This is a genomic window from Anaerolineales bacterium (assembly GCA_030583885.1).
Lineage (GTDB): Bacteria > Chloroflexota > Anaerolineae > Anaerolineales > Villigracilaceae > Villigracilis.
The window spans coordinates 2,225,782-2,245,629 of the sequence record CP129480.1; the positions used below are offsets into that span (position 1 = coordinate 2,225,782).

Annotated in this window: 22 protein-coding genes; 10 read left to right on the forward strand and 12 right to left on the reverse strand. The window is 53.9% G+C overall.

What is annotated here, in order from left to right; translation table 11 throughout:
- Positions 1 to 6: 6 nt before the first annotated feature.
- The 6 genes from QY332_11135 to QY332_11160 form a co-directional block, all read right to left on the reverse strand.
- On the reverse strand, positions 7 to 885 hold the full coding sequence (locus QY332_11135; protein ID WKZ34162.1) for a hypothetical protein: 879 nt from the start codon (positions 883 to 885) through the stop codon (positions 7 to 9).
- A gap of 15 nt (positions 886 to 900) precedes the next feature.
- Complete coding sequence (hppD, locus tag QY332_11140; protein ID WKZ34163.1) at positions 901 to 2,028, reverse strand: 4-hydroxyphenylpyruvate dioxygenase; 1,128 nt, start codon at positions 2,026 to 2,028, stop codon at positions 901 to 903.
- A gap of 104 nt (positions 2,029 to 2,132) precedes the next feature.
- A complete protein-coding gene (locus QY332_11145) occupies positions 2,133 to 2,987 on the reverse strand; it encodes an SH3 domain-containing protein (GenBank protein ID WKZ34164.1) in 855 nt (284 codons plus the stop codon).
- Between the two features lie 72 nt (positions 2,988 to 3,059).
- Positions 3,060 to 3,803, reverse strand: coding sequence for a TIGR02206 family membrane protein (locus QY332_11150; GenBank protein WKZ34165.1), 744 nt, complete (start codon positions 3,801 to 3,803; stop codon positions 3,060 to 3,062).
- Between the two features lie 12 nt (positions 3,804 to 3,815).
- A complete protein-coding gene (locus QY332_11155; protein ID WKZ34166.1) occupies positions 3,816 to 4,295 on the reverse strand; it encodes a YbaK/EbsC family protein in 480 nt (159 codons plus the stop codon).
- Between the two features lie 22 nt (positions 4,296 to 4,317).
- Positions 4,318 to 4,980, reverse strand: a complete 663-nt coding sequence (locus QY332_11160) for a class I SAM-dependent methyltransferase (GenBank protein ID WKZ34167.1) — start codon at positions 4,978 to 4,980, stop codon at positions 4,318 to 4,320.
- Between the two features lie 57 nt (positions 4,981 to 5,037).
- Between QY332_11160 and QY332_11165 the strand changes: the two genes are divergently transcribed.
- The 9 genes from QY332_11165 to QY332_11205 are packed head-to-tail and all read left to right on the forward strand — an operon-like array spanning position 5,038 to position 14,798.
- Entirely contained in the window at positions 5,038 to 5,742 is a 705-nt protein-coding gene (locus tag QY332_11165; protein WKZ34168.1) for a methyltransferase domain-containing protein, read from the forward strand.
- Positions 5,743 to 5,800: 58 nt separating this feature from the next.
- Complete coding sequence (locus tag QY332_11170) at positions 5,801 to 6,418, forward strand: hypothetical protein (GenBank protein WKZ34169.1); 618 nt, start codon at positions 5,801 to 5,803, stop codon at positions 6,416 to 6,418.
- Between the two features lie 37 nt (positions 6,419 to 6,455).
- Positions 6,456 to 7,334, forward strand: a complete 879-nt coding sequence (locus QY332_11175) for a diacylglycerol kinase family protein (protein WKZ34170.1) — start codon at positions 6,456 to 6,458, stop codon at positions 7,332 to 7,334.
- Positions 7,331 to 7,957, forward strand: a complete 627-nt coding sequence (locus QY332_11180; GenBank protein WKZ34171.1) for a CDP-alcohol phosphatidyltransferase family protein — start codon at positions 7,331 to 7,333, stop codon at positions 7,955 to 7,957. The genes QY332_11175 and QY332_11180 overlap by 4 nt, the downstream gene beginning before the upstream one ends.
- Positions 7,954 to 8,985 carry a hypothetical protein gene (locus QY332_11185; GenBank protein WKZ34172.1) on the forward strand — a complete coding sequence of 344 codons (1,032 nt, stop codon included), beginning with the start codon at positions 7,954 to 7,956 and terminating at the stop codon, positions 8,983 to 8,985. Before QY332_11180 ends, QY332_11185 begins: the two co-directional genes overlap by 4 nt.
- Positions 8,982 to 10,589, forward strand: coding sequence for an AMP-binding protein (locus QY332_11190; GenBank protein WKZ34173.1), 1,608 nt, complete (start codon positions 8,982 to 8,984; stop codon positions 10,587 to 10,589). The genes QY332_11185 and QY332_11190 overlap by 4 nt, the downstream gene beginning before the upstream one ends.
- The gene (locus QY332_11195) at positions 10,586 to 11,506 is read left to right on the forward strand and encodes a UbiA family prenyltransferase (protein WKZ34174.1); all 921 of its coding nucleotides are present in this window, start codon (positions 10,586 to 10,588) and stop codon (positions 11,504 to 11,506) included. The genes QY332_11190 and QY332_11195 overlap by 4 nt, the downstream gene beginning before the upstream one ends.
- Positions 11,503 to 13,911, forward strand: coding sequence for a PEP/pyruvate-binding domain-containing protein (locus QY332_11200; GenBank protein ID WKZ34175.1), 2,409 nt, complete (start codon positions 11,503 to 11,505; stop codon positions 13,909 to 13,911). Before QY332_11195 ends, QY332_11200 begins: the two co-directional genes overlap by 4 nt.
- The gene (locus tag QY332_11205; protein WKZ34176.1) at positions 13,908 to 14,798 is read left to right on the forward strand and encodes a phosphatidate cytidylyltransferase; all 891 of its coding nucleotides are present in this window, start codon (positions 13,908 to 13,910) and stop codon (positions 14,796 to 14,798) included. The genes QY332_11200 and QY332_11205 overlap by 4 nt, the downstream gene beginning before the upstream one ends.
- A gap of 24 nt (positions 14,799 to 14,822) precedes the next feature.
- On the opposite strand, the gene QY332_11210 is transcribed toward QY332_11205, so the two are convergent.
- The 6 genes from QY332_11210 to QY332_11235 all read right to left on the reverse strand — a co-directional run bounded on the left by QY332_11210 (position 14,823) and on the right by QY332_11235 (position 19,403).
- Positions 14,823 to 15,287, reverse strand: coding sequence for an NUDIX domain-containing protein (locus QY332_11210; protein WKZ34177.1), 465 nt, complete (start codon positions 15,285 to 15,287; stop codon positions 14,823 to 14,825).
- A gap of 43 nt (positions 15,288 to 15,330) precedes the next feature.
- On the reverse strand, positions 15,331 to 16,173 hold the full coding sequence (locus QY332_11215) for a pirin family protein (GenBank protein WKZ34178.1): 843 nt from the start codon (positions 16,171 to 16,173) through the stop codon (positions 15,331 to 15,333).
- A gap of 83 nt (positions 16,174 to 16,256) precedes the next feature.
- Positions 16,257 to 16,502 carry a hypothetical protein gene (locus tag QY332_11220; protein WKZ34179.1) on the reverse strand — a complete coding sequence of 82 codons (246 nt, stop codon included), beginning with the start codon at positions 16,500 to 16,502 and terminating at the stop codon, positions 16,257 to 16,259.
- Positions 16,503 to 16,580: 78 nt separating this feature from the next.
- Positions 16,581 to 17,069 carry a GNAT family N-acetyltransferase gene (locus QY332_11225; GenBank protein ID WKZ34180.1) on the reverse strand — a complete coding sequence of 163 codons (489 nt, stop codon included), beginning with the start codon at positions 17,067 to 17,069 and terminating at the stop codon, positions 16,581 to 16,583.
- 124 nt (positions 17,070 to 17,193) lie between these two features.
- Complete coding sequence (locus QY332_11230) at positions 17,194 to 17,436, reverse strand: hypothetical protein (protein WKZ34181.1); 243 nt, start codon at positions 17,434 to 17,436, stop codon at positions 17,194 to 17,196.
- Positions 17,433 to 19,403 carry an AMP-binding protein gene (locus tag QY332_11235; protein WKZ34182.1) on the reverse strand — a complete coding sequence of 657 codons (1,971 nt, stop codon included), beginning with the start codon at positions 19,401 to 19,403 and terminating at the stop codon, positions 17,433 to 17,435. The genes QY332_11230 and QY332_11235 overlap by 4 nt, the downstream gene beginning before the upstream one ends.
- 83 nt (positions 19,404 to 19,486) lie before the next feature.
- Between QY332_11235 and QY332_11240 the strand changes: the two genes are divergently transcribed.
- Positions 19,487 to 19,846 (forward strand): hypothetical protein, encoded by a 360-nt coding sequence (locus QY332_11240; protein ID WKZ34183.1) that lies wholly within the window; start codon positions 19,487 to 19,489, stop codon positions 19,844 to 19,846.
- Positions 19,847 to 19,848: the final 2 nt, after the last annotated feature.

Sequence of the window (19,848 nt, forward strand, 5' to 3'; positions counted from 1 at the left end):
GGTCGTTTAAGGGATCTCGGTAACAAGCAGGGATTGCATCATTGTGTCCAGTGAGGCAAGGGACGGCATAAATGTTGCCGCGTCGGTTTCGTTCAACTTTTGCGTGACGGCATCCATGTATGTCTGCGCATTTTCCCAGTTTTCCCAGTCGAAGGGAATACCATCCAAGGGGACGGGAAATTGCGGCGATGGAAATTCCGAAAGGAAAGGCGCATTGGATGGAAGGATGGCTGAGACGTAATATCTTCCGTCGCTGGTCAGCCCCTGGAGGGTATAGAACATGGCGTGGTTGTTTACCGGGGATATGTCCTGCCCATATTGTGTCAGGTAGCGGATGCCCGCTCCATTCTGAAACGTAATGAATTGTTCCTGCGCGTGGAACATCTGCCCTGCATTGAAGAGGGGCAGAAAAGGCAGGTTGGCTGGTAAAGGTGCGCCCTGCGCGGCAAGCAATGTCCGCAGTTCTTCGATGATCTGCACTGCGCCTTCGTTGGCGGCTTCAAATTCAGCAACGGGATAAATGCGGATGCGCGGTTCGTGGAACGTTCCCTGCAGGATATACCCATCCAGCGCGAATTCCACGTAGGATGGGTATATATCCCAATACGGCGCCTGCGAGTCGAGGGATGCGGGGATAGTGGAAGGTGTCGCGCTTGTTGCCAATCCTTGTGGAATGACGAAGTCATTACCGGAAAAACCGACAGCGACGCCTCCTGTTTGAGTTGGAGGAGCAGGTGTGGATTCGATCTCCGCGGCAATGGCGGTCAGTGTAGCCGAGACAATTGACTCCGTATCTGTTGCTTCGGGCGCGGCGGCTGGGGCGACCAATCCGCACGCGAGCGAGAGAGACAACAGAACTGCAAGAGCGATCCCTTGCCTTTTCATTGCTTCCTTCTTTTTCTATAGATTGCCGCGGCGCTGTTGTTCGAGTTCGAGCGATTCGAACAGGGCTTTGAAGTTGCCCTTTCCAAATCCCTGCGCGCCGTGGCGCTGGATGACCTCGATGAACATGGTCGGGCGGTCTTGAATGGGGCGTGTGAAGATCTGCAGGAGGTAGCCTTCGTCGTCCTTATCCACCAGGATGCCGAGTTCCTGAATGGCTTTGTAATCTTCCTTGATGCTGCCAATGCGGTCGGGCAGTAATTCGTAGTAGGTGTCTGGCACGCGCAGGAATTCAACGCCGTTTTTGCGGAGTTTGTCTACAGTGTCGAGGATGTTGCCGGTGATGATGGCGAGGTGTTGCGCGCCGGGCGACATGTAGTAATCGAGATATTCCTCGATCTGGCTTTTGCGTTTGCCTTCAGCTGGTTCGTTGATCGGGAATTTGACGCGTCCGTTTCCATTTTGCATCACCTTGGACATGAGCGCGGAATATTCAGTGGAGATGTCCTTGTCGTCGAAGTGCATCAACTGGCGGAAGCCCATCACTTGGTGATAGAAATTCACCCAGTGGTTCATCTTGCCGAGTTGCACGTTGCCTACGATGTGGTCGATGGCGGCTAGTCCGGTCGATTCGGTTTCGTATTGAATGGGTTTATAGGTAGGAGCAAAGACGCCTTTGTAATCGCCTCTGTCCACAAAGACGTGCAGGGTCTCGCCGTAGGTGTAGATGGCGGAGGTGCGGTAGATGCCGAAGTCATCCTTCTCCTCGCGCGGCGCCCACGCGGACTTTCCGCCGCGCGAGGTGGTTGCCAGCCAGGCTTTTTCCGCGTTGTCCACTTCAAGAGCGATGACCTTGACGCCGTCACCATGCACCAAGTGATGTGAGGCGAGCGGGCTGGAGGGTGAGTAGGCAGCAGAAACGACCAGGCGCGCCTGCCCCGATTCAAGGACATACGAGGCAAATTCGCGGTTGCCGGTTTCGAGCCCGGAATATGCCACGGGCTTAAATCCAAATGCCTTCCACCAATAATACATGGCATGCTTGGCGTTGCCGACGTAGAAATGCACGTGGTCAACGGATTTGATCTGGAGGAAGTCGGCTTCCTCGGTCATGGGGCGGGTTTCGGGTTTTTCTTTTGTGACCATAGTCTCTCCTTTGGCTGGCTTTGGTGATTGTACGATAAAGCGGGTATGGACGCAATAATAATACAAACATCATGCCCGGCCAATTGACCGGGCATGATGTTTGTTTAGCCGCCTGCGCTGGCAATCAGCGTCCAGTTGGTATAACCATCCGAACCCTGAGTGATGGTTATGGTTTCCTTGTAACTCACATTGGTGTAAAAGACCTTCCATGTTTTGTTACAGCCAACCGATCCAGTCACTGCGCCTCCGACCGCCTTGACATTGGGAGTGCCGCCTGAACATGTCAATGTATAGGTGATAAATCCCGATGTTTTCACGCTGTCGAATCCATTTACGGTTACAAAGATTTTGTCGGTGGTATCGCCGTTGGGATAGGAAACAGCATCGGACTGATTAGCACTGCCATTTTTGACATTAATATTAATTTTAATATCGCTATCTGAAGGAGCAGTTTGTCCTCCGGAGCCGCTACCGCCGGAACTGCCACCGCCCGAACCACCGCTGCCGCCTGAACCGCTTCCGCCGGAGCTTCCCCCGGAACTTCCACCGGATGAACTTTGCTGTGGCGGGGGAGGTACATCCACAACCGGAACACTTTCAGTATTATTGCTTGTTGTGAACGGAGCAGAAATCCATCCCGTCTTTCCACCCTCAAGCGAAACGAGCCACCAGCTTCCGTCCGCGTTTTTGCCGATGATGTCTACTGTTGCGCCTCCTGTAAGTGCGGTCACGATGGGGTAGGCGGTTCCAGGCCCGCCGCGTACATTAAGATCCTGATTGAGAGTTGCGGTGGCACTGTCAGTGGATGCCTCCTCAACGGCAGATTCCGTAGCCGTGACCACCACTGTGATGACTTCCGCTGTTGGCGCTTCTGCAGCGGGAGCAGCCGATAAACCACAAGCCATGGAAAGGATCATAAACAGGGGCAGTATCAGATAATTCTTATTTTTAAACTTCATTTCAGCCTCCTATGGATTTTCACTAATTTTATGTTAAATATCCGATATTGTCACTGGAACTCTGGTAGGGGCTTATACAGACAGCCCGCCGGATTTATTTGTAAATCTATCCTGGATGATGAATGGCAGGTAGAGCAGGAACAAGATGGCGAACCCGACCAGTTCCAGTTGCAGAATGTACCATGGCCAGGGGCCGAGCGCATCGAGCAGTGTCGGGAAATCTGGTTTGCCCGCGACGAAGAGATAGTTGCTCCCAAGCCATTGGTTGATGAAAAAGACGGGAACCATGTAGATATTCGTCCAGAGGATGACGCGCAAGAAAGACCGCAGTGTGGGACGGAGTCCCTCGACCACAGTCATGTAAATGGCGATGGCGATCAATAATCCATGTGCAATGAAGGTTTGCATGATGCGGAAGTGCGGGAAGTTGTAATTCGCTGCGTCGGCGGGAGTCAACACTGCCTGCATCGCTCCCCCAATCCCAAGGAAATACAGGAATTCATAGATCGTGTAATTTTTTGTGACCAGCATGATGGGCGTCAGCCACAGGATGATGCTGCACAAATGAAGCGGGAGCAGGGTCTTCACATCCCAGATGCCCCAATACGCCGACCAGACGTGCAATGACAACTCGTTCATGACCAGCACGATGGCAAGCGTCCAGCGGACGATCTTCCTTTCCTTTTCGCCCCATATTTTACGGAAATAGAGAAAGGAAAGACAAAACAGGGTAATGAGCCCGATTGCAATTAAATGGTTTACGCCAAAAAGTTGAAACGCCGGGCCTGCATAGACCAGCGAAAAGTATTTTTCCATGTTTCCATTCCTCTACTGCTTGATCTTCGCGACCGTCCCGCCCGTCATCTTTTGCAGATCCTCGGTCTTCAACTCGAAGATCGCGTTCGGCGTGCCAGCCGCCGCCCAGATGGTGGGATATTGCAAAAAATCCTCGTCGATGTAGGTTTCCATTTTTTCGATGTGACCAAGCGGCGGCACGCCGCCGATCGCAAAGCCCGTCACAGCGCGGACGAAATCGGCGTCGGCTTTGCCGATGGATTCACCCGCATATTCGCTGATGCGCTTCTCGTTCGCGCGGTTCGGTCCGCTGGTCAGCACCAGGATCGGCTTGCCCGACTCTTTGCCTTTGAAGATCAGCGACTTGACGATCTGTCCCAGTTCACAGCCCGCGCGGTCGGCGGCTTCCTGCGCCGTGCGCGTGGACTCGGCGTGCTCGATTATGGTGTACGAGTAGCCGAGCGAGTTCAATAAATTTTGTATCTTTTGTGCGGAGGGGGAGAGTGTTGACATTCGGTAATTATATTGTATTCTGTCATGGCGGGAGCGGTGTTTTTTCGCTCGAAGCATTCTCGCCTTTTTTTGCAATTACAATTTCAACAGGCAATCCCCACATCTTTTTGATCGTGGACTCTCGGACTTGAAACCCTGCTTCCTTCAAAATACGTTGCAGATAGATCGGGCGGCAATCTATGAACGTTGGCATCTTTCGATGGAACCATTCGTAAATGCGGACAGCCGCTGTCTCCTGTTTGGCAAGTGAGACAATGCCGATGCGACCATCGGGTTTTAGGGTTCGATGATATTCTTTCAGCGCATTCGGTATTTCTGGTGTGTCGAATAATTCAAGAGTGAAGGATATGAAAATGGCATCAAAACTGTTATCAGGGAATGGGATGGACAATCCGTCCGCCTGACACAGCCCTATGCATGTGCTTCTAACTTTTCTGCGTGCAACTTGAAGCATGTTCTCGGACAAGTCGATTGCAACGACCCTTCCACCTTTCCTCGCAAACTCCACCAGTGCATAACCTGTCCCGCAGCCGATCTCCAAAATGGACTCATTTGATTGCGCATCAAGCATTTGGATACCAATATCGGTAAATCGCTTCTCACTGCTTGTGAACAAGTCGTACCAGCGGGACATGATGTTGTAGCTTTCACGCGCTTTATACTTTGGACGAGGCACTCGTTCCATTTCCGATTTCATATTGACCAGGTAGAATCCCTTCGTAAACAGTATACAGGAGAATGGATGAGCGACCAACAACGAAAAATCTATCAAACCGACGGCGACCGCTACGAAGCCCTGATTGCGCGCGAGGATTATCAAGGCAATATCCTGAAAATGCTGGAAGACATTGTCAACCCTGACGGCTTGGACATCCTCGACCTCGGCGCAGGGACGGGGCGGCTGGCTATGATGCTTGCGCCGCGGGCGAAGTCCATGCGGGCGTTCGACGCCTCGAAGGAAATGTTGCGTGTCTGCCGAACTCGTCTCGAAGCCGGCGGACTGTCCAACTGGAAAGTGGAAGTCGCCGACCACCGCTCATTGCCAATTCCCGATCACTCGGCTGACCTCGTCGTCTCCGGCTGGAGCGTGAGTTACCTTGCGGTGTGGAATCCCGCCTCATGGCGGGCTGAGTTGGAGAAATGGCTGGGTGAAATGAAACGTGTATTAAAACCGAACAGCCACATCGTCCTGTTTGAATCACTGGGCACGGGGAATGAGTCGCCGATCCATTTGGAGCATCTCAAGGGTTATTATCCCTGGCTCGATGAAGCGGGATTCCAAAACAAATGGATCCGCACGGATTACAAATTTGCATCCCTCGAGGAGGCGGAGGGGCTGTCCCGTTTTTTCTTCGGCGATGAGTTGGGCGATAAAGTGCGGGAGAATGGCTGGATGATCCTGCCCGAATGTACGGGGGTGTGGTGGAAACAGATGAGCGGCTCTTGATTTTTGCCTGAAATGTGTCATAATTTGCATTTCAAGTTTAAATCCAAAGGAGGATCGTATGAGCGCAAATCAACAGCACTTGGAACAATTGGCAAATAAGAAATCGGCAGTTGAATGGTTCAAAGGGTTGTTCTCGGAGGCACATTTGGAAATTACGGATACGGGAGAAAAGTTTACGATCCTCCATCACGGTGACCGGGCGGAGATCGTCGCGGGGTTTCAAGCCAAAAAGCCCAATTTTGTCATTCCACTGGCAAGCGAAAGCATTAACGGACTGACCCATGCTTTTTCCGATGATACGATCGATGCGCAGGAGGAATATAGGATCGTGAAATTCATGCTCATTCCCTGCCTGCGTGCCGCATTAGAAATGCCGATCCTGAACAATCCCACACTCCACAAGATCGTCAAGGTGGATACACACTGGCAGGAAACACTCCTTGACCCTGACGGCAGGGAGGATGTGCAGGTAACGATCGTTCATGTTAATAAACAGTGGCTGGTGATCCCCGGTTTATACGGCAAACCCAAACGACGGGTGGCGTTTACGTCCGCCCAGCTGCTGGACTTCCAGCGACGGGTTCTGGCCGCGGATGCCTCCGGCAAACTTTCCGATTGGGTGAAATTGGCGCGCTGGTATGTCGAATGGCGTGAAGAGATTTCCGTAACGGCCTAGCCGGATTTCTGTACCTCTCCGGCACAGCACAAATTTTATGGGCGTACACTGGCTGGCGATTGTTAATCCAATTGCGGGGTATTCGCGTTCGGCAGACTGGCGGCGTTCCTTTTCAGAACAGCTTCGCCGTGAGTTGGACGCGGAGGTCGTCTTTACCCAATATCCCGGGCATGCAGCAGAGCTGGCTCATTCATCAAACAAGGATGGGCTGGCGGTCTTTGGCGGCGACGGCACCATTGCCGATGTTGTCAATGGCATGGACCTCAATCGCCAGCGGTTGCTGCTTCTTGCCGGCGGGACAGGCAACGGGCTGGCGCGCGACCTGGGGCTTACCTCACTGAATATGGCGATCTCCGCGGCGCACATGGAGCGTTTGCAGTTGCTTGACCTTGTCAATGTAACTTTTCGAACGAATGCTCAATTGCACTCGCGCCTGGCGATCAGCACTGCCTCTGTGGGGTATGCCGCCGAAGTGGTGGTGCTGGCAAATCGTTATTTCAAGAGACTGGGCGGCTGGTGTTATCCGTTGTCAGCCACGTTGCAGGCGGTGCGGCAAAGGGCGTTTTCATCGAGCGTGTCAGTGGATGATGGCGAATCCGTCGAGCGGCAATTGAGCAACATCATGGTCAACAACACGCGTCATGCCGGAAACTTCAGCGCGTTCCGCACTTCCGATTTGGGCGATGGATTGATGGAGGTGCTCATGGCGCGGGCAGGCTTTGGGAAACAGTTCCTGCACAATCTGGCGGTGTTAAGCAAGACCTATTTTTATCAAACCGCCGCCGAAATTACAGCGCGTAAAATTCGCCTGGCAGTATCTTTTCCTCAACGGTTGATGATTGACGGGGAATTGTGGGAGGACGTGAGTGAAGTCCACTTTGAGATTCTGCCTCGTAAACTTCAGTGTGTGGCATGAAAGATAAAACATATTTCATCGTATCGCCGACCTGGGTGGATTGGTTGACCCTCGGGAGTCTGCTCCTTGCGAGTCTCGGTTTGTATTCTGCGTTTCATGGAAGACTCACGCTTGCGATCAGCCTGATGCTGCTTGCCATGTTCGTGGACATGCTTGATGGTTTCCTTGCGCGCCGCATGAACCTCGAAAGCGAGTTCGGGCGCCAGCTCGATGGTTTCTGCGATATGCTCACCTATCTTCTTCTGCCGCTGTTCATCCTTTATCAATTTGGGATGCGGGATTGGCTTTCTCTCTCCGCGCTTTTCGTTTTCCTTGTCAGCGGTATTTTGCGGCTTTCGCGCTTTAACATCGTCGGCATGGTGGAGGAGCGCGGCGTCGCGTACCATATCGGCTTGCAGGTCATCTGGAGTCAACTGCTGGTTGTGCTGGCGTTCCCCCTTTGGATGTGGCTGGGTGCGTTGGCGCGTTATCCTTTGATCGTGCTCCTGTTTGGGATGAGTTTCTTCATGATCCGAAACCTGAAATTCCCAAAACCAATCTGGTACAGGCTTCAAACCGCCATCATTCTGTCTGTCGCGGCACTATATTTTGCCCTTTACGTTTTGGGCATCCACGTCCCATGAAGATCGTTGGATTTGATTTTGATTCTGTACTTCTGGAAAAATTCCTGGATTTTCCAGGACGACACTACGCCTCGGACCCGAACTGGATGCCCGACCCCGCCGAAAGGCAATTGCTTACCGGGGGCAATTCCCGCTCGATTCGCTGGCGTAACTTTCTTGCCCTGGACGGGGATGAAGTCTGCGGGCGTGTAACTGCCATCATCAATCCGCGTTTGCATGATGAAACCAACCACCCCTGCGGGCAACTCGGATTCTTTGAATGTGTGGACGACCTGTCCACGGCGCAGTTGCTGGTTGATGCTGCTGTTGACTGGCTGCGCGCTGACCTTCCCGCACAAGGAAAACTCCTTGCCCCGATGAACTTCGACACCTGGCACTCCTATCGCCTTCGCACCATGGGATTCGACGAGCCAACCTTTTTTATGGAGCCGTACAATCCATCGTATTATTCAACCTTGTTTGCGGATCTGGGATTTACACCTGCGTCCCAGTACATTACAAAAACTGTTCATGAGCTTTCGCCTCTGCTTGCATTCTGGGAATCGTATCGTAATGATATGCTGTCAAAGGGATACTCCGTTCGTTCATTCAACCTCGGTGCAGTCACTCAGGAGATGTCCTTGATTTATCGTTTGTCACTCAGCATATTCCGCGAGAACCTGTTTTTTACCGATATTTCAGAGGCCGAGTTCCGCGCGTTGTACGCGGGCGCAGCGGGAAACCTCGACCCCGCACTGTTTTTATTTTTACTTGATCCATGCGGCAAACCCGCCGGATTGTGTTTCAGCCTTGCTGATCACCGCCGGTCAGGGACGGTTAATCTAAAGACCTTTGGTATCCTGCCTCAATTTCGAAATGAAGGGGTGGGGGCGGGGTTTGCCTATGAGATGTACTCACGATTTCAAGCACGGGGGTTTGCCCGGGTCAATCATTGCCTGATGAGCGCCGGCAACCGCGCTGATAATTTCGATGGCGGGCTTGGAAAAATCACCCGTACCTATACCCTGTTTGCCCGTTCAGTCTCATGATGAACATCGCCTCGCTCCTTGCGGCAGTAAACGACCCGGACCGCCCAGCCATAATCTTTTCGGGTACGAATGAATCCATGCTCACCTTTCGCGGGCTGGATGATTTGTCCTCCCGTTTGGCGGCGGGGATGGATGCGGCGGGTTTGCGGGCGGGGGAACGCGTCATTGTGCTGGCTCCCATTTCTCCCATGTTATATGCCGGACTGATTGCATTGTTCAAGTTGGGGATCACCGCCGTCTTCCTTGATCCACAGACGGGATTCAGGCAGTTGAATCGTGCCGTGGAACTGGCGGATGCCCGCGCTATTATAGGCACACGCCGGACAATGTGGCTTGGAGCTGTGTTTCCTGCTTTGCGGCGCATCGAGGTTAAATTCATAACGGAAGGCAATGGCGCGCGCTCGCTTCGCCGTCTGGCGTTGACATTTTCTCCGCGGACGGAAATCGCGGATGTGGAGGACGAGCATCCTGCGCTGATTACATTTACCGGCGGGGGGACCGACTCATCCCCGCGCGGCGTATTGAGGACGCATCGTCTTCTTATCGAGCAGCATCATGCTCTGAGCAGAATACTGCCTGTGCAGGAGAATGACGTGGATATGCCTGCGTTCCCTGTAGCAACGCTGCACAACCTCGCCTCGGGAATACCCAGCGTGATTCCCGATTTTCCATTTCGCCAGCCTGCTGCCGTTCAGCCTGATAAGATTCTGAGGCAAATTCACCGACAGGGAATTACAACTGCATCAGGCTCGCCTGCATACTGGTCAGCAATCGTCAAGTTTTGTTTGCGTAATAAAGTGAAATTGCCTCTGCGGCGGATTGTCATGGGCGGTGCGCCGACCTCTCCAAATTTGATGAAACAGTTGAGCTGTATCGCACCAAACGCCGAAGTTTTGAACCTGTATGGCAGTACGGAAGCTGAGCCCGTTGCAGTATTGCGGCTTGAAGATGTGTCCGATGAAGTGACAGGACGCATCGAAAGAGGATCAGGCATCCCGTTGGGAAGAAGCGTCCCCGAGGCTTGTGTCCGCATCCTGGATGAGAATCGGGCTGAACGGCCGGTAAATCAGGTTGGTGAGATATGGGTCAGCGGCGGGCATGTGGCGCGCGGTTATTTTTCAAACCCCAAGGCGGATGCTGTGAATAAATACCTCAGCGCAGACGGCAAACTCTGGCATTGCATGGGTGACGTCGGCTGCATGGATGCGGATGGATGCCTGTGGCTGGTTGGGCGCGTCAACACGGTGATCATGCGTGATGGAGAACCGATCCATCCCATCCCTGCCGAGACCATCGTTGAGACCCTGGCGTTCGTCCGGCGCGCAGCGCTGGTCGGTGCAGCGGATAGAATTCTGGGCGAGCGCACAGTGTTATTTGTGGAATTTTCGAAGGATGTTTCATTGCCGGAAAATTGGCGGACGATCATTCAATCGCTGCTTTCCGAGCGCGGATGTGTTGCGGATGAGATTCGCCCGATACGAAAACTGCCTGTGGATGTGCGGCACAACGCGCGCATCGATTATCAAAAGCTGAAAGAATTTTTCTCGAGGCGGCGGAATCCCATCCCCCTCTGGGAGATAACCAAAGGCAGGGAAATTCCATGAAACATTTCTGGGCTTACCTGCATGAACGATTTCCGCTGCAATCGAACGGTGTTTTGATTGCGTCCTACTTCACCGCAAACTATGTGCTGGCGCGCGGTGCAACCTTGCAAAACGGCCAACCACTGGAAATCTCGTGGCGGTTTCCAGCCGGGTGTATCGTTCTTTTGTTCATGTTTTTTCACATGCGCGTGATTGACGAGCACAAGGATTTTGAACGGGACCGCATCGTCCACCCCGGGCGCGTTCTTTCGCGCGGGTTGGTGACCTTAAAGCAGCTGCGTGTTGTCGGACTGTCTGCCGTTGCGGTTGAGTTGATCCTTAGTTATCTTTTTGGCATGCCGGCTTTTTTTATGTGTCTTGCGGTGCTGGCGCTCTCGTGGCTGATCTACAGGGAATTCCATATTGCTGAATTCCTGGAAAAGCACCTGCTGGCAAACGCGTTCATCCACCTGCTCATCATGCCCGCATATGGTTTGTACGTATTCAGCGTGGTCGCCCGTGAATTTCCCTGGCAGGCGCCATTGCCGGTTTTGTTGTACGCCTGGGTCAGTTATGGGGTGGGTTTCGCGTTTGAACTGGCGCGCAAAACGTGCGCGCCGGCGGACGAGCGCCCTGGTTTGATCACCTATTCAAGTGTGATGGGCGCGTACCCGCCTGCGTGGGGGGTGTTGCTGGCGTTGTCTTTTTCGGGCATTATCAGCGCGCTTGTGGGTGTGTTGCTGCATTTCGCGTGGTGGTATCATTCGGTCGTCGCTGTGCTGTTGTTGATGGTGGCGTTCGGCGTGCTTCATTTCCGCTTTCGCACCACGACTGCCACCGCTGCCAATCTGCAAATCTACGCGGGCATGTTTATTTTTGCATTCGATATTTTACTGGCGGTCGAACTTGTCCGCCTGCATGGATTGAGGCTGGCATGAGCAAGGCATCGAACCTGCAAAAACTCCGCGAGGCAAAATTCAACGTTCCGCATTTTGTCGTTGTTCCCGCAGGGATATTTAATGAATTTTGCGGGGAATTATCCGAACCTGTGAGTGCACAGGCGATTTTGCGCGCGCCACTGTCAGATTCACTCTCAAAACAAATCCTGGATATTGTCCGCCCGCTGTTGGAGTCCGACCTGGCGATCCGCTCCTCGATGGCGAATGAAGACTCTGCGCGTCATTCCTTCGCCGGGCAGTTGGAGTCGTATCTGAACATTCGCGGCACTGACAATGTTCTTGATGCCGTCAGGGCATGTTGGGCGTCCGCGTATGGTGAACGGACGATGGTGTATCGCAGGGAAAATAATCTATCCGACGACCATGTAGCGATGGAAGTCATTGTGCAGGTGATGGTGCCTGCGCAAATCTCGGGCGTTATTTTCACCGCTGACCCCGTCGCCCGCGACCCGCGCTGGATGATGATTTCCGCCTCGGAGGGGTTGGGGGAGGCGCTCGTGCAGGGGCAGGTGGCGGGAGAAACCATCCGTGTCAATCGCCTGGATGGTGAGATTCAGGCGGATGGTGAAGTGATGAAGCGGGCTCATATTCAGGAGTTGAAATCCGTTGCGGAAAAGATCGAGTCGCTTTTCGGTCTGCCGCAGGATATCGAGTTTGCAATTGCGGATGACGAATTATTCATTTTGCAGACGCGTCCGATCACCACGCCGATCTTTACCGAGCACATGCTATGGGACAATTCGAACATCACCGAGAGTTATTCGGGTGTGACCTCGCCGCTGACGTTCTCGGTGATTCGCGGTTCGTATGCGAACGTATATCGGCAGTTTTTGACGCTGATGGGTGTGGAGCGCATGGACGAATCGGTTCTGCGGAATTTGCTCGGATTTTATAACGGGCAGGTCTATTATCAGTTGTTGAATTGGTATCGGGCATTGGGTTGGCTACCTGCGTTCGAACAGAACAGGCACTTTCTGGAACAGATGATGGGTGTCAAGCAGTCGGCAGGGCAGAAGGCCGCGCGACAGACGGGAGGAAAGCTGGCGTTGCTTGGCTGGGTCCTGCGGATGATCGGCTTGCATCGCACCAGTGAAAAACGAGCTCGTGATTTTCTTGCACATTTCAATGCGGTCTTGGCGGAGTATCAGGCGAAGGATTTCGTGACAATGTCTCCGCATCGATTACATGAGGCATACCTCGACCTTGAGTCACGCGTGCTTGGCAACTGGCGAGCTCCGATCCTGACGGATTTCCTTGCCATGATTTTCTTCGGCATCCTGCGCCGGTTGAGCGAACGCTGGCTCGACCCCGGCGGTTCGCTCCACAACGATCTGCTGGCAGGCGATGGCGCGATCGAATCCATTGAACCAGCACGGTGGGTACAGAGGCTGGCGGGACATGTGCGCGGTGATACAAGATTGATGGAAGTCTTTGAACTGCAGCCGGGTGAAATGATCCGGCGTATCCGAACTCAGAACGAGTTTGCGTCCTTCCGCGCTGAATTGGAGGATTACCTGCATCGCTTCGGCGACCGTTGCATGAACGAACTCAAACTCGAAGAGCCGAACCTGCGGGACGACCCAACTCCATTAGTGCGCATGATAGCAGGCGCGGTGAAAAACCCGGTCGAGATGACGGGCGCATCTCATGTCCGCTCGGCGGCGGAAGCGCGGGTTGCCGGCCTGCCGTTCTTCAAGCGGATTCTCTTCCGCTGGGTGATGAAACACGCGCGGCGTTACGTCCGCAACCGTGAGAATTTACGGTTCGCGCGTTCGCGGCTGTTCGGTTTGCTGCGCGGCATTTTCAACCCTCTGGGAATTCAATGGACTGCTGCGAATGTTTTGAACGAGCCAAAGGATATTTATTATCTGACCGTGAACGAGATCTGGGATTTTGTGGAAGGCACCGCCGTGACCCAGAACTTGAAGGGGCTCGTGGAATTGCGCCGCGCGGACTTCGAAAAACATAAGACCAGTTCCATGCCATTGCCAGACCGCTTTGAGACATTCGGGATCCCCTATCTCGATACGCCGCGCGATTTGCTGGCGGATTTATCGTCCGATGCAAACACCCTGCTAGGGACAGGCTGTTGTTCCGGTGTTGTACGCGGCAGGGTTCGGGTGGTGCGAAGCGTGGATGGAGTCAACGACCTGGGAGGAGAAATCCTTGTCGCTGAACGGACCGACCCGGGCTGGGTGTTCCTTTATCCATCCGCTTCCGGGATTTTGGTCGAGCGGGGGAGCCCGTTATCTCATTCCGCCATTGTCGCGCGCGAGATGGGAAAGCCCATCATTGTGAATATTCCGCAGCTTACGGCGCGTATGAAATCCGGCGACAGGGTGGAAATGGATGGAGCGCGCGGCACAGTGCGCTTATCCCCATGACATCTGCGCATTGGAATGTTCTGCTGATTTATGCTGGTTTTTCGGCGGCTGCCACGTTGCTTGCACTGATGCGCCGCTGGCTGGAACCCGGCGGGCGTGGTGAAAGCGTCTGGCGTAAATACCCCGCGTATATTTTCATCAATCTTGTTTTTATTGCCGCGTGCTGGTCGCCGCCTGAATTCCATTTGTTGACGTTTCTGCTCGCGCTGTTGGGCGCGCTGGCAGCATGGGAACTGGCGCGGGTATTGGTTCAATCCCCGCGGATGTTTCTTCTCCCTGTTGCAGCTTTTTTATTGATACTCATTGCGGGAATTTTGGATATGACCTCCTGGTTGAAGATTTGGCTTGCGGTTTTCCTGTCTGCCGGCGCTGTTGCGACATGGGTGGGAAAGCCTGACGATTACCCCCGGCATGCGTTTGCATTGACTGGATGTGTCGTATACATTCCCCTTTGTCTCGCCGCGTATCTTTCCGTTCAGCAAAGCGACCCATCGGGCTTTCGGGCCGTGTTTTTATATCTCGTTATTGCAACAAACGACGCGCTGGCACAGATTACCGGAGAATTGTTCGGGCGGCGGAAGTTGACTCCGCAGATCAGCCCTGCAAAGACAGTCGCAGGCGCGCTGGGCGGCGTCTTGTTCGCGTCTGGTATGGGAATCGCATTGAGCCAGTCAACCGGCCTGACGTATCTCACAGGCGGATTTTTTGGATTGGTTCTGGGGTTGGCAGGTCTGACTGGCGACCTCACCGCCTCCATATGGAAACGCGTTCTGGGGATTAAAAATTACAGCGGCCTGCTCGGCGCGCAGGGCGGCGTGTTGGATCGCTTCGACGGCTTGATCTTTGCCGCACCCGTGTTTTATTTGTTGTTGGTGATTGTTCCTTGAATTCGTTCATTACGGCTTTTAGGATTATTTCATGACCACATCCCCGCCGCGCAGGGCGTCTTCCACCCGTTGCTGGTGATTGGCGTGGACCGGCATGGATTCCATTTCCTTGAGCGAAAACCAGCCAAAGGCGGTGGTTTCATCACTCAAGCCCAATTCGCCTTCCAGTATCTCTGCCTCAAAATTCAGCACCACAAAAAATGCCTTGTTGCCGTCTTTGTAGATCACCAACTGGTCGGGATTGCTGTACACGCCAAGCAGGCGCGTGGTGCGCACTTTCAAGCCCGTTTCTTCCAGCACTTCACGTTCGCAGGCTTCGGCGGCGCTTTCGCCTGATTCCATGTGGCCGCCCGGCAGGCACCAGTGACCGTTGTCGGTGCGTTGGGTGAGCAGTACTTTTTCGCGATTTTCATCGAAGATGGTTGCGCTGCATCCCACGCGCAATTCACCTTCTTTACCTAGGCGGGGTCCGTAGATGATTTGTGTCATTTTCCCTCACCCCTAACTCCTCTCCCAAAACGGGAGAGGAGAATTATGGTTTGATGAATGTCCCATTCCGCAAGTCGCGGATGGTCTCTTCGATCTCTTCGCGAGTATTCATCACGAAAGGACCGTAAGGCACGATGGGTTCCTTGAACGGTGCGCCTGCCATGAGCATAAAGCGGACTCCCGCTTCGCTCTTAACCTCGACCTGCTCGCCATCGTCGGCGAATACCACCATGCTGACGGATTCGACTGCCTGACCCGAAAACTCGCCCACGCCCTCAAAGACGTACGCGAGCGTCGTGTGTCCGCTGGGGATGGGGAGAATGAATCGGGAACCAGGATCCAGCTTCACGTCCATGTAAAGAGGCGCAGCAGCAATTTCACCGACGGGTCCAGTGACGCCGTCCAGTGTCCCTGCGACGAGGCGCGTGGTCACGCCGTCCTTTTCGACGACGGGGATCTCGCCTGTTGCAACTTCCTGATAGCGGGGTTCGCCCATCTTTTGCGCGGCGGGCAGGTTGACCCACAATTGGAAGCCGTAGATGTTGCCGTTCTCGCTGCGGCGGGGCATTTCCTCGTGCAGGATGCCGCGCCCGCTGGTCATCCATTGGACATCGCCTTCGGCGATGATGCCCTGGTTGCCGAGGCTGTCGCGGTGGCGGACGGTGCCTTCGAGCATGTAGGTGACGGTTTCGATGCCGCGGTGCGGGTGGGTGGGGAAGCCCTTGATGGGACCTTCGAGCGGGTTGTTGAAGGCGAAGTGGTCGAAGAGCAGGAAGGGGTCGAATTTGTTGCTGGCGTGCGGACCGAAGGAGCGCCGCAGTAAAACGCCTGCACCTTCGATCACGAGTTGGGGTTCGATAATGTGGGAGATGGTTCGGTTATTCATGTGCGTATAGATGAGGTGGGGAATGTGGATATTACTTGTCTGAAAAGAGCTCGGCTATGATCTGCTTTTCGCTTGGGGGAGCCTTATTGGGGCTTATCCCGCAGCAGGGAGACGGCTAATGCCAGCCAAAAGACAACCACCACGAGTTGGACGATAAAGGCAATCGATTCGGCAGTTTGGTAGTTTACCTGACCATAGGGGGGTAGCCCGGTTGTGTAGGTAGGTAAGTTGTAGAAAGGGCTGAGTTTGGCAACGACTATGCTGACCCCGAACAAATGCGCCATCAGCCCCAATGTAACGACCAAAAGCCAGCGTGTGCGAGTTGACATAATATCCTCCAGTTCAAGTGTGGAAAATAAAATTTATGGCGCCGATTGTACCATCCAGCCATGTGTGAATCACTATCGTCAGTCGTCTTGCCCAACCTCAAACGGCGTCCAGTCAATATCTGCCTTCTCCATCACATCACCTGACTTTTTCATCCCCAACTTTTCGTAAAACGGAATCGCCTTGTCGTTGACGTAGGCGCACAGAACGATATTCTTTTCCCCGCCCGCGAGTTCGTGCGCGGTTTCGACGAGGAGTTTGCCGATGCCTTTGCGTCCATAGGCCCTGTTAACGCCGAGGTCGGTCAGGAGCAGCCAGTAGGCAAAATCGGTCAAGCCGAAACAGACGCCGATGATATTGTTCTCGGCGTTTCTGACCACGAGGCTGATCTGCACATTTCCCACGAGCATGTTGATGCGGTTGACGAAGTCCTCTTTGGGATATTGCTGTCCGAGGTCAGACTTTTTCAGGAAGTCAATGTATTCTTCGGCGGAAAGGTATTCCTGTTTGAACTGGAATGGATCGCCGTTGAGCGTTATTGTTTTCTCGTATTCGATTGAGTTAGCCATGATTTATCCTGTTACGATTTCCAACTTACACAGGCAACGGCGAGGTTGGCTGTCATTGGGCAGACCACGAAGTCGCCCTGTGTGAAGCGTGTCAAGATGTCGCGCATCTCCTCTTCGACCGCTTTCAAGTAGGCGGAGAATGCCGCCTCTTCCAATAGATCGCGGATGCGGTCCGCAGCGTTCGGGCGACCAGGTCGTCATAACTCACGCCGCGAGGCGCAAGATGGCGGGATTCGACCACTGCAGACTCGTTGGACAGGTCGTGCTTTTCGATCTCCTGCCAATTGGCAAGTGCGAACCGTCCGCCCGAGGGAATCAGGTTTCGCAGGCGTTTCAATGCAGCGGATCGATCCGCGAAAAAAATCATTTGATGATAGCCTGGTTCTTCAGCAACTTTACTTCGTCCACCGCCGCCGGGTTCACCAGCGACGAGGTGTCGCCCAACTCCAGGCCCAGATATGCCGCGCGGATCATACGCCGCATAACCTTGGCATTGCGCGTCTTCGGCAGGTCGCTCACGAACAGGATGGCTTTCGGTGCGAGTGGCTTGCCCATCTCTGCAACGACCATCTCGTGCAATTGCCGACGGAGTGCATCGCTCCGCTCGACCCCGGGCTTGGTCACTGCAAAAAGGACCAGTTCACTCCCTTTGACATCGTGCGGCACGCCGATTGCGGCCGCCTCTACAATCGATTCGTGGCGGACGAGGATGGACTCCACTTCAGCGGGTCCCAGCCGTTTACCTGCGATCTTGATCGTATCGTCCGAACGTCCAAGGATGTACCACAAGCCGTCCTTGTCAATCGCAGCGAAATCGCCGTGTACCCAGACATTCTCCCAGCGTGACCAGTAGGCGTCCAGATAACGCTGTTTGTCCTTCCAAAAGCCGCGTGTCATCCCGATCCACGGTGCCTTGATGACCAGTTCCCCCACTGCATTGCGTACAGGATTTCCATTCTCATCCACCACATCCGCATCCATGCCGGGACACGGAGCGGAAAAAGCGCACGGCTTGAGGGGCAAGAGCGGATTGCCCATCACAATGCCGCCTGAGATTTCCGTCCCGCCTGAATAGTTGATGATCGGGCGTTTCCCTTCGCCCACCTTCTCGAACAGCCACATCCACGGGTCGGGGTTCCACGGCTCACCGGTGGAGGCAAAGCATTTCAATGAAGACAAATCATGCTTCTTGAAATGCTCATCCCCGTGCGGGATCAACGCACGAATCAACGTCGGCGAGACGCCCATTTGATTGATTTTGTGCTTTTCCACCAACTCCCACAAACGGCTCGGTGACGGGAAATCAGGCGCGCCATCATAAAGAAAAACCGTCGCGCCGAGCAAAAGTCCGCCGAACACCAGCCACGGACCCATCATCCAGCCCATGTCGGTCATCCAATAAATGACATCGCCGTGATGAACGTCGGTCCCAAACGCCATATCCTGCGCAGCTTTGACGGGGAATCCGCAATGTGTGTGGAGCGCGCCCTTCGGTTTGCCCGTTGTTCCGGAGGTGTAAATGATCATCAGCGGGTCTTCGGCAGATGTTTTTTCGGTTTCACACACATCGCTTTGTGCTTCCACCAATTCATGCCACCAGTGGTCTCTGCCATCTTGCATTTTTATTTCCTGCCCTGTGCGCTTTAGAACGATTATGTGCTTCAACGTCGGGATACCCTCCGCCGCCTCATCTGCAAAGGACTTCATCTCGACGGGCTTGCCGCGCCGAAATGCACCATCCGCTGCAAAGAGGGCTTTGGCTTCCGCATCGACCATGCGCGAGACGATGGCTCCCGTGCCGTAGCCCGAGAACAACGGCAGGATGATCCCGCCGATCTTGGCAATCGCCAGCAAGGCAATGACAATTTCAGGCGTCATCGGCATGAAGATGCCAATTGCATCGCCCTTGCCCAACCCCAACGAGCACAAGGCGTTGGCAGCTTTGTTTACCTCTTTATATAGTTCTTCATACGAGAGCGTGCGTGTCCCCCCCTCTTCCCCTTCGAAACTTACCGCCGTCTGCCGTCCACCGTCCACCACCCATTTATCCACGCAATTATGGACGATATTCATCCTCCCGTCCACGCACCATTTCGGGAATTGAATCCCTTCGGAAAGATCAACCACGTTTGAATAGGGTTCGTAGAATTGAATATCGAGAAATTTCAGCACGGCGTCCGTGAACCACGCTACGTCCCCCGTGGATTTTTGCATAAGTTCGTTGAAATCTGTGATTCCATGCAGGCGCATGAATTTCGTCAGGTTCGCGTGTTCGATATGCTCAGGCGTTGGACGCCAGACAATGTCTCCGCCAAATGTAAATTGCTCCGCCATGGACTCTCTCCTCAGGATTGGATTCATCCTGATTCTATCGCATCTTGCTTTTATAATTGGCATGAATTAGAGAATATCATTTCATGACACAAACCTTTGCCTGTCCCGCCTGCGGAGCACCGAACGAACCTCAAATGGGAGCGATTCGCATTTCATGTGTATATTGCGGCGCGAACCTGACCATTCCCGAGCATTTGCGGGCAATGCCCAAAGTCTCAGCGGAGGAAATGCCGACGAAGACAAGACCAGTTCCAAGTCCAGAGATCGATGCGGCTGACCTGCTTCGCAAGGCGCAGCCTGTTGCCATCGGCGCGTGGAATCTGTTCGCCGCGTGGACATGGCTTCGGCGTCTTGTCCCAGCTTGTTTGATCATTCTTGTCCTGTTTTTCCTTTTGTGCATCGCGCTGGGCGCGCTGCCGTTCATTTTGAATCTGTTCCGATAGTT

Excerpts from the sequence above, each read along its gene's own strand:
- QY332_11200 (WKZ34175.1), top strand. The coding sequence starts at position 11,503 with ATGAGCAAGGCATCGAACCTGCAAAAACTCCGCGAGGCAAAATTCAAC.
- QY332_11150 (WKZ34165.1), bottom strand. The coding sequence starts at position 3,803 with ATGGAAAAATACTTTTCGCTGGTCTATGCAGGCCCGGCGTTTCAACTT.
- QY332_11185 (WKZ34172.1), top strand. The coding sequence starts at position 7,954 with ATGAAGATCGTTGGATTTGATTTTGATTCTGTACTTCTGGAAAAATTC.
- QY332_11155 (WKZ34166.1), bottom strand. The coding sequence starts at position 4,295 with ATGTCAACACTCTCCCCCTCCGCACAAAAGATACAAAATTTATTGAAC.
- QY332_11240 (WKZ34183.1), top strand. The coding sequence starts at position 19,487 with ATGACACAAACCTTTGCCTGTCCCGCCTGCGGAGCACCGAACGAACCT.
- QY332_11190 (WKZ34173.1), top strand. The coding sequence starts at position 8,982 with ATGATGAACATCGCCTCGCTCCTTGCGGCAGTAAACGACCCGGACCGC.
- QY332_11225 (WKZ34180.1), bottom strand. The coding sequence starts at position 17,069 with ATGGCTAACTCAATCGAATACGAGAAAACAATAACGCTCAACGGCGAT.
- QY332_11220 (WKZ34179.1), bottom strand. The coding sequence starts at position 16,502 with ATGTCAACTCGCACACGCTGGCTTTTGGTCGTTACATTGGGGCTGATG.
- QY332_11170 (WKZ34169.1), top strand. The coding sequence starts at position 5,801 with ATGAGCGCAAATCAACAGCACTTGGAACAATTGGCAAATAAGAAATCG.
- QY332_11230 (WKZ34181.1), bottom strand. The coding sequence starts at position 17,436 with ATGATTTTTTTCGCGGATCGATCCGCTGCATTGAAACGCCTGCGAAAC.
- QY332_11210 (WKZ34177.1), bottom strand. The coding sequence starts at position 15,287 with ATGACACAAATCATCTACGGACCCCGCCTAGGTAAAGAAGGTGAATTG.
- QY332_11175 (WKZ34170.1), top strand. The coding sequence starts at position 6,456 with ATGGGCGTACACTGGCTGGCGATTGTTAATCCAATTGCGGGGTATTCG.
- QY332_11235 (WKZ34182.1), bottom strand. The coding sequence starts at position 19,403 with ATGGCGGAGCAATTTACATTTGGCGGAGACATTGTCTGGCGTCCAACG.
- QY332_11215 (WKZ34178.1), bottom strand. The coding sequence starts at position 16,173 with ATGAATAACCGAACCATCTCCCACATTATCGAACCCCAACTCGTGATC.
- QY332_11135 (WKZ34162.1), bottom strand. The coding sequence starts at position 885 with ATGAAAAGGCAAGGGATCGCTCTTGCAGTTCTGTTGTCTCTCTCGCTC.
- QY332_11195 (WKZ34174.1), top strand. The coding sequence starts at position 10,586 with ATGAAACATTTCTGGGCTTACCTGCATGAACGATTTCCGCTGCAATCG.
- QY332_11160 (WKZ34167.1), bottom strand. The coding sequence starts at position 4,980 with ATGGAACGAGTGCCTCGTCCAAAGTATAAAGCGCGTGAAAGCTACAAC.
- QY332_11145 (WKZ34164.1), bottom strand. The coding sequence starts at position 2,987 with ATGAAGTTTAAAAATAAGAATTATCTGATACTGCCCCTGTTTATGATC.
- QY332_11205 (WKZ34176.1), top strand. The coding sequence starts at position 13,908 with ATGACATCTGCGCATTGGAATGTTCTGCTGATTTATGCTGGTTTTTCG.
- QY332_11165 (WKZ34168.1), top strand. The coding sequence starts at position 5,038 with ATGAGCGACCAACAACGAAAAATCTATCAAACCGACGGCGACCGCTAC.
- QY332_11180 (WKZ34171.1), top strand. The coding sequence starts at position 7,331 with ATGAAAGATAAAACATATTTCATCGTATCGCCGACCTGGGTGGATTGG.
- hppD (WKZ34163.1), bottom strand. The coding sequence starts at position 2,028 with ATGGTCACAAAAGAAAAACCCGAAACCCGCCCCATGACCGAGGAAGCC.